This window comes from Azospirillum sp. A1-3, assembly GCF_023806445.1.
Taxonomy (GTDB): domain Bacteria; phylum Pseudomonadota; class Alphaproteobacteria; order Azospirillales; family Azospirillaceae; genus Azospirillum.
In genome coordinates, this window is the sequence record NZ_JAMSLU010000002.1 from 37,692 (window position 1) to 50,045 (window position 12,354).

13 protein-coding genes are annotated in these 12,354 nt (G+C 61.0%); 4 read left to right on the plus strand and 9 right to left on the minus strand.

Annotation, left to right across the window (positions count from 1 at the left end; all coding sequences use genetic code 11):
• Positions 1 to 125: 125 nt before the first annotated feature.
• The 8 genes from M5E06_RS13465 to M5E06_RS13500 form a co-directional block, all read right to left on the minus strand.
• On the minus strand, positions 126 to 971 hold the full coding sequence (locus M5E06_RS13465) for an SDR family NAD(P)-dependent oxidoreductase (RefSeq protein WP_252138592.1): 846 nt from the start codon (positions 969 to 971) through the stop codon (positions 126 to 128).
• Positions 972 to 1,095: 124 nt separating this feature from the next.
• Positions 1,096 to 1,533, minus strand: a complete 438-nt coding sequence (locus M5E06_RS13470; protein ID WP_252138593.1) for a DsrE family protein — start codon at positions 1,531 to 1,533, stop codon at positions 1,096 to 1,098.
• Between the two features lie 105 nt (positions 1,534 to 1,638).
• Positions 1,639 to 2,604: an MBL fold metallo-hydrolase gene (locus M5E06_RS13475; protein WP_252138594.1), complete on the minus strand. Its 966-nt coding sequence runs from the start codon at positions 2,602 to 2,604 to the stop codon at positions 1,639 to 1,641.
• A gap of 93 nt (positions 2,605 to 2,697) precedes the next feature.
• Entirely contained in the window at positions 2,698 to 3,522 is an 825-nt protein-coding gene (locus M5E06_RS13480) for an alpha/beta fold hydrolase (protein ID WP_252138595.1), read from the minus strand.
• 257 nt (positions 3,523 to 3,779) lie between these two features.
• A complete protein-coding gene (locus M5E06_RS13485) occupies positions 3,780 to 4,079 on the minus strand; it encodes a tautomerase family protein (protein ID WP_149272682.1) in 300 nt (99 codons plus the stop codon).
• A gap of 35 nt (positions 4,080 to 4,114) precedes the next feature.
• Complete coding sequence (locus M5E06_RS13490; protein WP_252138596.1) at positions 4,115 to 4,381, minus strand: hypothetical protein; 267 nt, start codon at positions 4,379 to 4,381, stop codon at positions 4,115 to 4,117.
• Positions 4,382 to 4,581: 200 nt separating this feature from the next.
• Positions 4,582 to 5,577, minus strand: a complete 996-nt coding sequence (locus tag M5E06_RS13495; RefSeq protein ID WP_252138597.1) for a zinc-dependent alcohol dehydrogenase family protein — start codon at positions 5,575 to 5,577, stop codon at positions 4,582 to 4,584.
• Positions 5,578 to 5,729: 152 nt separating this feature from the next.
• On the minus strand, positions 5,730 to 8,600 hold the full coding sequence (locus M5E06_RS13500) for an ATP-binding protein (RefSeq protein ID WP_252138598.1): 2,871 nt from the start codon (positions 8,598 to 8,600) through the stop codon (positions 5,730 to 5,732).
• Positions 8,601 to 8,854: 254 nt separating this feature from the next.
• Between M5E06_RS13500 and M5E06_RS13505 the strand changes: the two genes are divergently transcribed.
• From M5E06_RS13505 to M5E06_RS13520, 4 genes are all read left to right on the plus strand, one after another.
• Complete coding sequence (locus M5E06_RS13505; protein ID WP_252138599.1) at positions 8,855 to 9,265, plus strand: class I adenylate-forming enzyme family protein; 411 nt, start codon at positions 8,855 to 8,857, stop codon at positions 9,263 to 9,265.
• Positions 9,262 to 9,417: a hypothetical protein gene (locus M5E06_RS13510; protein WP_252138600.1), complete on the plus strand. Its 156-nt coding sequence runs from the start codon at positions 9,262 to 9,264 to the stop codon at positions 9,415 to 9,417. The genes M5E06_RS13505 and M5E06_RS13510 overlap by 4 nt, the downstream gene beginning before the upstream one ends.
• A 257-nt stretch (positions 9,418 to 9,674) precedes the next feature.
• Complete coding sequence (locus M5E06_RS13515) at positions 9,675 to 10,085, plus strand: helix-turn-helix domain-containing protein (protein ID WP_252138601.1); 411 nt, start codon at positions 9,675 to 9,677, stop codon at positions 10,083 to 10,085.
• Between the two features lies 1 nt (position 10,086).
• Positions 10,087 to 11,409, plus strand: coding sequence for a type II toxin-antitoxin system HipA family toxin (locus M5E06_RS13520; RefSeq protein WP_252138602.1), 1,323 nt, complete (start codon positions 10,087 to 10,089; stop codon positions 11,407 to 11,409).
• 43 nt (positions 11,410 to 11,452) lie between these two features.
• Here the strand turns inward: M5E06_RS13520 and M5E06_RS13525 are convergent, their stop codons facing one another.
• The gene (locus tag M5E06_RS13525; RefSeq protein ID WP_252138603.1) at positions 11,453 to 12,334 is read right to left on the minus strand and encodes a TauD/TfdA dioxygenase family protein; all 882 of its coding nucleotides are present in this window, start codon (positions 12,332 to 12,334) and stop codon (positions 11,453 to 11,455) included.
• Positions 12,335 to 12,354 lie beyond the last annotated feature (20 nt).

Sequence of the window (12,354 nt, forward strand, 5' to 3'; positions counted from 1 at the left end):
CTCCAGACGTTCGACGGATGGCGGGTGAGTAGCTTAGAGATGAAGCACATTCCCCTGCGCGATAATTTCTCGCCGTGGAAGGCCCTTGGTTGCCGAGACCGATGAATCCTAATTCCGGGATAACGTCATTTGCATTTTTCCAAAAGTCCGAGGCCCATCTCCCAGAGCTTTTGAGCGTTCGCGCTGTCGAGCGCATATGCAGCGACGCCCTCCAACACCGACTGGGGGCGACCAGGCACGATTTGAGCCTCGACACAATTTTCGAAATAGCGTCCGTTCGCTCCCTTGATCAACGGCGAAGCCGCGAGGAGCACCGACGTCGCCGCGCCTTCCTCGGGGGTCTTACGAAGGTGCTCGGGCGTACGGAGCCCGCCTGTGTGACGCTGGAGGTTGGTCGCGATGGCTCCCGGATTGAGCGCGTTCGACACGATCCCGTCATCGGCCCATCGATCCTTGATGCCCACCGACAGAAGTGTGCATGCCGTCTTCGACTGCGCATACGCGAGGAGCGGATCGTAGGGGATGAAGCGGAAATGCGGGTCGTCCCAGAAAATCGGGCCGAACAGGCTCCCACTGGAGCTCACGGACACGACGCGTGCGCCTTGGGCTTGGGCGAGGGAGCGACGGAGGCCGAGGGTTAAGGCGAAATGCCCCAGAAAGTTGGTCGCGAACTGCATCTCCCATCCTTGGGGAGAGCGCTGCAGGTCCGGCAGCGCCATGATGCCCGCGTTGTTGACGAGCGCGTGAATGGGGCCTTCCCAGTTGTCGACAAAATGCCCGACGGAGCGGAGGTCCGCGAGGTCCAATTGGCGGACCGAGATGCCCGGATTGACGGTTCTGATCCGGATGTCCGCTGCGACTTCTTCAGCGGCTTTCGGGCGGCGAGCGGCGATGACGACAGATGCCCCGGCCGCGGCGAGTGCCGCCGTCGTCTCGATTCCGATACCGCTTGCTCCGCCGGTGACGATCATCGTCGTCCCCCGGAGGTCGACGCCTCTCAGGACTTCCGATGCGGTCGAATGAAATCCGAATGGCGATTGGAGCATGGCGGCCTCTTCGGCGCTATCGTAGCGCCTGTATCAGGGATACCGATCGTCACTCCGTGATCTTGACGAAGCCCTGCTGCACAAGCTGAATCGTGCGAGCCATGGCATCGAGATTGACCTTTATGTTGGGGAGAAGATCGGCATTTCCCCAGCCGTTCACCTGTGCGGTCGCGCCGCAGAGTTCGACCTTGACGCCGACATCAATGAGGTCGGCTACCAGCTTTTTGTAGGGATTGCCAGTGGCGATATTGCGCGAAGCATTGTAGGCGGCGTCGTTCAACGTGACGTGGCCCGCATTGGTATGGAAGACCACGATCACGTCCGATGCCGCTTTCCAATTCGCAATGTCCGTGGTGATCAAATGAAGATGGAACAGCGACGCCGGCAGGTCGCCTTCGAACTCGAGGCCGCCGATGCTGTGGACTGACTTCACCTCCTTCAGCTCGACAGGAATATCGATGAGCAGAGCGCTTTTTGTTTCGGACATGGTCATCTCCAAAGTTGGTTCGATGGTCGGCAGATCGGGGTCCGTCGACGCGCCGGAACCGGGGGAAGGAGAGCGCCCGGATTACCGGATGACCGAAGGAGCGTGCTAGACGCCCGCATAGACCAGCCGCGTGAAGAAGCCCGGATCGATGACGAAATTGCCCCACTTGGCGTCGAAAGCCGCCGTCGGTTTGGCCGCAACCGCCTCTTCCCGCGTGCGTCCCTGGCGCTTCAGCACGGCGACATTCTCGCGGATGACGACGAGCATGTCCCGGAAGTCCTGCAGCTCAGCGCGGTTGCTCACCGGATTTCCGTGGCCCGGAATGATGATCGTGTTGCTGGTCGCCGCAGCGAGGTTTGCATCCGAGGCGGCGATCATCCCATCGATGCTGCCCCCCGTCGAATAGTCGATAAACGGATATATTCCGTTCCAGTAGGTGTCGCCAACGTGGAGGACGTCTGCCTCGCCGAACATCACTGAAATGTCGCCGTCGGTGTGCGCCGGACCGTAATGCTTCATGGCGAGCGACTGGCCGTTCAGCTTGAGCGAATGCTCCGTGGCGAAGACGTGCTTCGGCACTCCACTCTGTTCCAGCGGAACGAAATTGTAATCCCAGTCCTCCACCCGCTGCACTTGAGAGAGGTACTTGCGGGTGTTCTCGTGTGCGATGATTTTGGCTCCACCCGCACCGATCCACGCGTTGCCGTCCGCGTGATCGAAGTGCCAGTGGGTGTTGATGAGATGGGTCACAGGGTCCGGAGAGAGCGCGGAGAGTGCTTTCGTCATTTGGGCGCGCGACACGCTGATGCCGGCATCGACCATGACGAGGCCGTCCTTGCCCCCCGAAACCGCCACGTTGCCGCCGGAGCCTTCGAGGATGGTGATGTTGTTCCTCAGTTCGTGGGTGGCGATCACGGACTTGGCGGCGCTGTCCTTGATGAGGCTCACCAAGCCGCGCGCCTCGGCATAGGCCTCGCGTGGACTCAGCCAACCCCCTGTGGCGGCGAGACCCGCTGCGCCCATGCAGCAAAGGCAGAATCCACGGCGGGAGAGCATGTGTTCGGATTTCACGACATACCTTTCCGCAGCCGGTCTCAGTTGAGCCGGCAGCTATCAAATCCGATGTGGAAGCTTGAGGGCGGGCATATCGGCCTGCCCGGGCCGTCACGAGTTGATGAAGGCCAGGATGTCCGCGTTAATGACGTCGGCGTGGGTGGTGAACATCCCGTGCGGATAGCCGTCGTAGATCTTGAGCTTGCCCTTCTCGAGCAGCTTGACCGAGAGTTCGGCGGAGTCCGCGATGGGCACCACTTGGTCGTCGCTGCCGTGCATCACCAAAACCGGAATGTCGATGATCCGCAGGTCGTCGGTGAAATCGGTCTCCGAGAAGACCTTGATGCACTCATAATGCGCGTGCGCTCCGCCCATCATGCCCTGACGCCACCAGTTGCGGATCGTGCCTTCGGAGACAGCCGCACCGGGGCGGTTGAAGCCGTAGAAGGGGCCGCTTGCTATATCGAGGTAGAGCTGCGCCCGGTTGGCCGCCAGAGCCGCACGGTAGCCGTCGAAGACTTCGATGGGAAGTCCTCCCGGATTTTTCGCGGACTTGACCATCACGGGTGGAATGGCGGAGATGAGAACCGCTTTGGCGACCCGGCCTTTGCCGTGCCGGGCGACGTATCTGGTGACCTCCCCGCCGCCTGTCGAATGGCCGATGTGAATTGCATTGCGGAGGTCGAGCGCTTCGGCGAGCGCGGCGACATCGGCCGCGTACGTGTCCATGTCGTTGCCGCCCGAGGTCTGACTTGAACGGCCATGGCCCCTGCGGTCGTGGGCAATGACCCGGAAACCCTTTCCGAGAAAGAACAGCATCTGGTTGTCCCAGTCGTCGCTGCTCAGCGGCCACCCGTGATGGAACACGATCGGCTGCCCGCTGCCCCAGTCCTTATAGAAGATCTGCGCACCGTCTTTCGTTTTGATGCTGCTCATGGTTTCACTCCCATCTGCAGTGGTTGCTCTGGTTGAGTTCGACGACACCGTGGCGGCCAAGGTCTCCAGAGGCAACGTCGTGGCGAGGACGGCGGCGGTGCCAATCAAGACATCCCGTCTCGTCGCACCGGGTGCTGAAAACGCTTCTCTCGCATTCATGTCTCTTCCCTCTGTCGGGCGGGCACGGTTCCACCGTCAGTCGCCCGACTTAGGTCGAGCGGTTCTCCATGGTCACCGTGTTGGAGAGTGCGAGGTGGTCAGCCCAAGACTGGCGCTGCCGCGGCCCACTCTTTGCGGGTTGTCGGCGTGCCGTCGATCATTTCAACGACGTCCTTGGATTTCGAGAGAGTCGTCATCAACGACTTGGGCCCCTCGAACGGCCTGCCGCCGATGTGCCAGCCGTCGGTATGAAGTTCCTCGATGAGGACCCACACCACCTCGCGGAAGGCCTCGGAGCCCTCGAACTTCACCATGACATCGGTCAGGGCTTTGGCCATGGCGTGTTTCTCTTCCGGCGTGAAAACGCCGTCGACCAGTTTCACATTGACGAATGGCATGACATCTTTCCTTTCTTCAGGGGGGTGACAATTCTTCAATATTCGGCGACGTCGACGGCAATCTTGCCGTTGACAGTGCGTCTTTCGATTTCGTTTTTTGCTTTCGCGACGGTCTCGAAATGGAAGCCCAGACCTGTTCGCGATCTGCGACATCTTTCCATGCCGTGATGAAGACCAGCAGCAATACGGGAGCTTCGCGCATGGACTTGTCTACGAGGTCGGAGCGCGAGCAAGTCGGGATCAACGGCGATGACGGTCGCCGGCCGGAGGGCCTTGAAGAGCACCTTCGAATTGAAGGCCACTTGTCAATCCGGCGTGGATCGCCGGTAAAGTGCCGGGGTGCCGCCCGATTGCGCGGGCAAGTGGGTGCCGGAAATGTCGATCCGGCCATGAAAGGCTTCGGCCTGGGTGGCCGGGTTGTCGTGTAAAGACGCCGTCGATCAGTTACAGGTCAGGGAATGGCATGACACCGATCGCGGCACTGGGTGGCAGGAGTCGCATTTCAATCCGCGATCTCGATCACGATCTTGCCCGCGGCTGTGCGATTTTCGATCTCGCGATGAGCATCGGCGACCGCGTTGAGTTTGAAGCTTCGAGGATCGACGAAGGGCACGACCTTTCCCGCCTCAACAAGCCTTGTCGCCTCACGCATGATGTCGCCGTGGTGTGCGCGACCCTCGCCTGTCAACATCGGCAAAAGCGTGAAGACACCCGAATAGGTCGCGGCGCGGAATGACAGGGGAGCAAGTGAATGTGTGCTCCACCCGAGGCAACTCACCACATGACCGAAACGCCGAACGACGTTGAACGCGGTGTCAAGTGCTGCGCCCCCTACGGTGTCATAGACGACGTCGAAACCGAGACCACCGGTGTGATCGCCGACATACTCCTGAGCAGTTGTCCGCTCACGGTCGATTGCTGTTGCGCCTAATTGTTCGATGGTTGCTCCCTTCGCAGCTGTGTCGACAGCGAAGACTTCGGCTCCAAACGCCGAAGCGATCTGGATCGCCATCTGCCCAACTCCTCCGGCACCCAGAACAAGCACCTTCTGGCGGGCTTGGACCTGGGCCCGGTCGACCAAACCTTCCCAAGCCGTGATGAAGACAAGGGGGAGCGCGGCAGCCTCGCGCATGCCGAGATTGGATGGCTTCGGCGCCAAAAGGCTGGCATCAACGGCGGCAAACTGTGCCAGCGACCCTTGAAGGCCACCCACGCCGCCGGCCAGTCCATACACATCGTCTCCGACGGCGAAACCGCACTCGCCTGCACCGAGCGCCTCGATGGTTCCGGCAAAGTCCATTCCCAGGATCGCGGGAAAGGGTTGTTTCGCGTGCGCCGCGCTGCCGCTTCTGATCTTGAGATCCAACGGGTTGACGCTGCTCGCCTTTATACGAACCAAGACCTGGCCTGCCACGGGTTCCGGGCGAGCGATGCTGGCAAGAGTGAAGGGTGCGTTGGGCCCATGCAGGACGAGCGCATCCATTACAGCGTTGGTCATGTTCGCTCCTCTCAACAGTGGTTCAATCGCACATTGCCGAATGATCGGCATTGGAAGACGATGACCCAAGAGGCCGAAGAGTAGCCAGTGAATCGTTGTGAATTCCGGTGTGTCCACGCTGGGACGCGAAGGAGTGAACCCCCAACCGATTACTATGAAAAGTTGTGGAGAAGAGCCTTCGCATCTTTCAAATCGGCGGTCTCGAAGCCTTCGGTGAAGCGATGGTATAAATTCATCAAAGAGCGATGTGCTTTCGTTATCTCTCCACATTGAGACAGCAAACGAGACATGCTCATGCCCGTGCGGAGCTCCCAGGATAGAGCATCCTGCTGTCGCGCGAATTTGACCGACTGTAGGAAGCATTGCTCGGCCAAAGCAGAACCTGTGCCGTCATGCAGCAGAATCTCACCTTTCACGCGCAAGAGTTCGGCAACGCACCAAAGCTCTTCCTTTTCCTCGCTTTGTCGGATGGCAGCGTCGACAAGTGCGAAACCTTCCGCGCTCTGTCCCGCGGCCGCCAGACCTTCGGCAAGGAACCCGAGAAATCTAACATTGTAGAGCGTGAACATTCTTCCCTTTCCAAGCTCCTCCAGAGCCGTGCGAAGAAGTGGAATGCCGCGATCCACATGACCTTGCTTGATCAGAAGTGTGCCTCTCCAACAACGACCGAACACCTCCCATGGACCAAGCGAATTCGTGGCCGCCAAGTCCAACAGGCTGGTGATCGAGGCGTCCGCAGCCGCCAGATCGCCGACGTGGATCCAGACAGGGCATGCCCACCGTGCCAGTGCTTCGCACAGCGAAATCGCATGGCCCGACGCACGTGCGGCGTCGACGGCACTCTTCACCGCCAAAATAGCCTGATCAGGAAAGCCCTGTATCCAAAGGAGTTGGGCAGGCTGAACGCGGGCGGCCACCGATTGCCCAAATCGAAACCGAACCGAACTGGTCGAAATGGTTTCCGAGATGGACGTGTCGTGAGCAAGCATGCGATCCGCGTGGGTGCGAGCCCCCCTGCAATCTCCCATGCAGAAAAGCGTCATGCTGATCATCCGATCACCAATGAAGCGATCGAGGCTGTTTCCCGCGAGTTTCATAAATCGTTGCGCGATGCCAAGTGATGATCGGTACTCACCCATCCCGATCTGGCAAAGCCACAATCCCCAAAGCGCTTCCGACTGAGCATCCACATCGCCGAGGGTTTCGGCAATTTCCAGAGCTTTGGCGAAGGCCGCCGGCGCCTGGAGAGCGAAGCCAACCTTGAAAGCCTGAGACAGACCAAGCGCTCTGTAAAGCTGCATGACTTCGCGTGCCTGCGCATCCCGGTCTGGTCCTGGGTTGATACTCGACAGTGCGCGTTGAACACAGCTCAGACATTCATCGACCGACGAAAGCTGATACCACAGCGGAATGGCGGTCACGGTCATGGCAAGCCCAATTTCAGGATCGCCCTTGGGGGAATAGGCCCAGTCCAGCACCATACGCACATTGTTGATATGGTGGCTGTACCGACTTAACCATTCGCCAGCTGGTATAGATTCAATTTCGCTATGCGAGTGTTTAAGGACCCTGCACAGATAGTCAGCCACTCGCAGTACGACCTCATTGAGTTCACCGCGCTGCGAAAGTTTGGCCAACGCGTAGGCACGGGTTGTATCAAGCAATCTATACTCTGCGACTGTCTGATGAGCATCGACCGCGACAAGAGATTTTGAGATCAGGTTGGAAAGATGAAGAGGAATGTTGGTATCGAGATCACTGAACCCCGTCATTATGGCAACAACCATGTCGAGCGTGAAATCACCCGAGAATACGCCAACACAGCGCAAGAGCGTCTGCTCTGGACCCGATAGCGCCTCGTAACTCCAGTCGATCGTGGCCTCCAGGGTTTGATGCCTGGGCAGGGCGGTACGCCTGCCGCCAGCGAGCAGCCGGAAGCGATCGTCCAGTAGTTTTGCTACGCCTCGCGTACCAAACGCTCCGACCCGACCTGCCGCCAGTTCGATGGCCAAGGGGATGCCATCGAGTTGACGGCAAATATCAGCAACGAGAGGCGCCTCACTGTCATCAAACGCAAATCCGGTGCCGCGAGACGATGCATGTTCGACGAAGAGCTGCACGGCCGAGAAGGTCAGTGCCTCCCTGGAGGTCAGTCCAGCAGAAACCGGAGGCAGGTCCAGGGGCGCCAATCGATAGACGCTCTCGCCCTCCGCTCGCAAACCTTCCCGACTCGTTGCAAGGATGTGGACTTCCGGGGCCTGTCGGAGGAGCGCTTCTGCCAGTTGCACAGTCGCATCGACAACCAACTCGCAACTGTCGAAGACAAGCAGAATCCGCCGTTCACGCAAGTGCATGATGATGCCGGGAAGCGGATCCTTGGAACTTATGGCAAGGCCGAGTGTGGCTGCCAGCACACTCGACACGAGTTGAGCGTTCGACAGCGGAGCCAGATCGAGAAAGCACACGCCGTCCTTATATGACGGCAGCAGCTGCTGAGCGACGGCGACGCAAAGTGTGGTCTTGCCGATGCCGCCTGGTCCCACGATGGTTGTGAGGCGATAACGTTGAAAACGGCCTCGCACGGCTTTTATGGCCTCATCTCGCCCGATAGGTGGTCTCAGCAATTGTGGGAGGTTGTTCTGGATGCCCGCAGCTTCGGCTCCATCTGCAAAGATTGAGGATGAGATTGGCGCCACGAAGCGGTAGCCCCGACCTGGAACAGCCACAATAAAACTGGCTGAGCTCCCGGTGTCACCAAGAGCCTTGCGAAGCAAAGCTATCTGCGCTCTGAGATTCGACTCATCAACAATTGTGTTCGGCCACGCGCGTTTGACCAGTTCGTCCTTCGTGACCAAATTTCCGGCCCGTTCTATCAACGCAATCAAGATGTCGAGTGCGCGCGAACCCAATACGACCGGCTTGTTATCCTTGAACAGGAGATGCCGGTTTGAATGAAGGCGAAAGGCACCGAATGTGATCGCAGTTTCGGCCGCTGTCTCCATTTGGAAAGGGGCTTGAACCATGATGCGACCTCGCTCCGGTTAGCAAGAATGCGCCACGATGCCATTGCGCCGAAATGACGAGAGCTGATGCCGGCAGTGCGGCCCATCCAAAAATTGAAGACAAAAAAGAACGAGTATGCGGCTTCTGGAACAGAACGGCGACACCAATCTCGGTCTGCTGGCGGTCGTCGGTGTCAAACCCTATAAGAGTTCCGATGACATGTTTGTAGCGGCTGAAGCAGGCCTCCACTAGCGTGCGCAGGTGGTAGTGGGCTGTGACGCGGAACCTGTGGCTACACACCTGCGACCGCGGCATGATCGACGCCGACGGCTTCCTGCATTTCCACGGCCGGATGAAGGAACTGATCCGGCGCGCCGGGGAGATGATCGCCCCGGTGGAAATCGAGATGGCCCTGCTGAAGCATCCGGCCGTTCAGGACTGCGCCGTCGTCGGCGTGGCGGACGACATCCTCGGCGAAGAGATCAAGGCGGTGATCGTTCCCCGTTCTGGCTTTGACCCCCGAAAGCTTCCGGCCTTCCTGGCCAGCCGCATCCCCACCTTCATGATCCCGCGCTTCGTTGAGACGAGGACGGAAATCCCCAAGACCGCGACACAGAAGGTGCAGCGTCATCTGCTGCAGGACCACCGTGACGGCATCGTGGATCTGGGTCGGCACAAGGGATGACACAGGGACGTTCCGCCACCCGCGCGCCGGATCGCGGTGGTGGCTACGAGATCCTGGCGATGGTCCGCAAGGGGCAGATTGCCGCCATGCCTGTCAACGACATGCCCGCTCAGGCGACCTTCATCGCCCACCTGTTCGGAGCCGCCGCCTAACGGTGTCGATACCGCGGCTCACCGCAGCCACCGTCAAACTTTGCAACGGAACCCCATGCAGCGGCCCCCAGCTGAGGCCGGGCACCCGCGTCATGGCGTCGTCCTGATATCTGATAATGTATCGCAGACGCTACACAAATTGGGAATAACGTACTATCTATGAGACGCAAACTGGCGCGGCCCAAGGCTTCGCTCGGATCTGTATAATGTCTCGCACATGAGACATAATTACCAAATTGCGTATCAGGTGTAAGACGATGAAAGCGGAAGACGGAACCCACAGGATCAAAGGATCGCCGGTCTATCCGACGGTGGCTCGGGCAATTGGGAAGCTCGGGCAGGACATCTCTCTCGCACGCCGGTCCCGCCGCATTCCGGCCGAAGATTTCGCGCGGGCGATGGGTGTGTCCCGAGCGACCCTGCATCGGCTGGAGAAGGGCGATGCCGGCGTCTCGCTCAACACGCTCGCGATGGCACTCAACGCGCTCGGCCGACTGGATCTGCTTACGAACCTCCTCGACCAGACAAAAGACGACGTTGCCTTGATGATGCTCCGCCAGGACGTGCCAACCCGCGTTTCGAAGCCTCGGGCGAAGAAAAACGGGTCGAAGCTCGATGAAGCCACGACCGGCCCCATCGTCTCCAACGGAGAGGTGGAGGGTTGGTGAGATGACGACACGCAAGATCGACGTCCGGCTCGGAACGAATGCCGTTCCGGTAGGAGAGTTCATCCACGAGAGCACGGGCGCCCGCGAAACGTCTGCATTCACCTATCACGCCTCGTGGCTGGACAACCCGCGGGCCTTCGCCATCGCGCCCGACCTGCCGCTCCAGGTAGCTCCATTCTACCACGCGCGCACGGGCAACGCCTCCGCGCTTCCCGGCCCGATTGCCGATGGTTCCCCGGATTCTTGGGGCCGCGCCATCATCAAGATGGCCCTGGGCGGCCGCGTGGACTCGGAACTCGACTACCTGTTGGAGGCCGACGACGAACTCCGCTCCGGAGCGCTTCGCTACTTCGACAAGCCGGGCCCTGCCGGAAAGCCGCTCGCAGCCCCCAGGGAGGCGGGCGAGATCTCCATTCCGCGCCTTTTCGACCTCGAGCAGATCGTGGCCGAGTCCCGGGCATTCGAGGCGGATCCCATCCACTACCGGGAGAGCCGGGCGAAGATGCTTCACGGCGGTCTGCTCAAGACCGCCATCGGATCGCTCGGCGGCGCGAGGCCGAAGGTGAACGCCCGCGATGAGCATGGCGCTCTGTGGATCGTGAAGCTGGCGAAGATGGACGACGAGTATGCTGTCGCCCGTGCCGAGGTTCTGGCGCTCCGCCTGGCCGAGCGCGTCGGCATCAAGGCGTCCACGGCCGACGTGCTGCCGACCGGCCAGCGCTTCCCCGTCGCGATCATCCGGCGTTTCGACCGCATTGCCGGCCGCGCAGCCGGTCAGCCGCACGCCCGTGTCCCCTTCATCTCGGCACAGACCTTCATGGGGCTGCGCGGTGCCGAGCCGGGCAACTACGTGGATCTGGCCCAGCGGATGCTTACGCACTGCGCAGCCCCACGGACCGACATGCGCGAACTCTTCCGGCGGGTGATGTTCAGCATCCTGATCCGGAACACCGACGACCATCTGCGGAACCACGGCTTCCTCGCCGCGCCCGGAGGCAAGTGGAGCCTCTCTCCGGCGTTCGACGTGAACCCGGTTCCGGAAGAGGGCACCCTGAAAACCGCCATCTCCGAGATCCACGGCAACGACCTCAGCGTGGCCCGCTTGATCGAGGCCGCTCCGTATTTCCAGACGAGCAAGGACGATGCCCGCAAGATCGCCATTGGCATGGCCAATGCGATTTCCGCCGAGTGGCGGCAAATCGGAACGAGGCTCGGCATGACCGGGCAGGACATGCGGGCCATCGCTCCGGCGATGGAGAACCGCCAGATCGAGGAAGCGCTTGCGCTCGGGCGAACGACGGCTCCCGGCGCCACCATCCCGTGAGGCGGGGCATGCCCGGTTTCCGCTGCCGGGCATGCCGCACCCGTCACTCCGGCACGGAGCCTTTCACCACGACGCGCATCAGCACGCGGCGGTGCTTGCCCATCTCGAAATTGGCGGTGGCGCGGTGCAGCAGGCAGCGGTTGTCCCAGAAGACGAGGTCACCGTGCCGCCAGCGGTGGGTGTGGACGAAGCGGTCCTGCGTCGCATGCTCCAGCAGTTCCTCCAGCAGGGTGCGCCCCTCCTCCTCCGGCATGCCTTCGATGTGGGAGCTGTACATGCCGATGTAGAGGCTCTTGCGCCCGGTCTCGGGATGGGTGCGGACCAGCGGATGGGCGATGGGCGGAGCGGCGGCGATGTCGTCCTCGGTCGGCGGGGCGCTGCCGGTGTAGCGGCGCATGAACTCCAGGCTCTGCACCGACTTCAGCCCGTCGATCCGCCGGCGCGTGGCCTCCGGCAACGCGTCGTAGGCGGCGGTCATGTCGGCGAACTGGGTGTCGCCGCCGTTGGGCGGCAGTTCCACCGCCTGCAGCATCGTCAGCAGCGACGGCTCGCGCAGGAAGGACTTGTCGGTGTGCCAGAAATAGTTGGAGCTGATGAAGGGCTTGGCCACCGGGTTGCCGGCGGCATCCAGGTTGGTGATGGTGTGGACCGCGTCCCACTTCGACCCGTCGGCCAGCCGGATCATGTGGCCCTCGATGGGGCCGAACAGTTCGGCGAAGCGGTACATGCGCTCCTTGTCCAGCGACTGGTTGCGGATTACCAGCAGATGATGGTCGCGGAAGGCCGTCCGCACCGCATCGACCGTCGCGTCGTCGAGCGGCCGGGACAAGTCGAGTCTGTCGGTTTCCGCCCCGATGATGCCGTCGAGCGGCGTGAACAGGGGAATGGCGGCGGAAGGGGCGGCTGGCGCATAGAGGCTGGTCATCGGGACGGTTCCTCGTGCAG

Bases quoted from the DNA above. Each gene is read 5' to 3' on its own strand.
- M5E06_RS13465 (WP_252138592.1), bottom strand. From the start codon at position 971: ATGATCGTCACCGGCGGAGCAAGCGGTATCGGAATCGAGACGACGGCG.
- M5E06_RS13470 (WP_252138593.1), bottom strand. From the start codon at position 1,533: ATGTCCGAAACAAAAAGCGCTCTGCTCATCGATATTCCTGTCGAGCTG.
- M5E06_RS13480 (WP_252138595.1), bottom strand. From the start codon at position 3,522: ATGAGCAGCATCAAAACGAAAGACGGTGCGCAGATCTTCTATAAGGAC.
- M5E06_RS13485 (WP_149272682.1), bottom strand. From the start codon at position 4,079: ATGCCATTCGTCAATGTGAAACTGGTCGACGGCGTTTTCACGCCGGAA.
- M5E06_RS13495 (WP_252138597.1), bottom strand. From the start codon at position 5,577: ATGACCAACGCTGTAATGGATGCGCTCGTCCTGCATGGGCCCAACGCA.
- M5E06_RS13500 (WP_252138598.1), bottom strand. From the start codon at position 8,600: ATGGTTCAAGCCCCTTTCCAAATGGAGACAGCGGCCGAAACTGCGATC.
- M5E06_RS13510 (WP_252138600.1), top strand. From the start codon at position 9,262: ATGACACAGGGACGTTCCGCCACCCGCGCGCCGGATCGCGGTGGTGGC.
- M5E06_RS13515 (WP_252138601.1), top strand. From the start codon at position 9,675: ATGAAAGCGGAAGACGGAACCCACAGGATCAAAGGATCGCCGGTCTAT.
- M5E06_RS13520 (WP_252138602.1), top strand. From the start codon at position 10,087: ATGACGACACGCAAGATCGACGTCCGGCTCGGAACGAATGCCGTTCCG.
- M5E06_RS13525 (WP_252138603.1), bottom strand. From the start codon at position 12,334: ATGACCAGCCTCTATGCGCCAGCCGCCCCTTCCGCCGCCATTCCCCTG.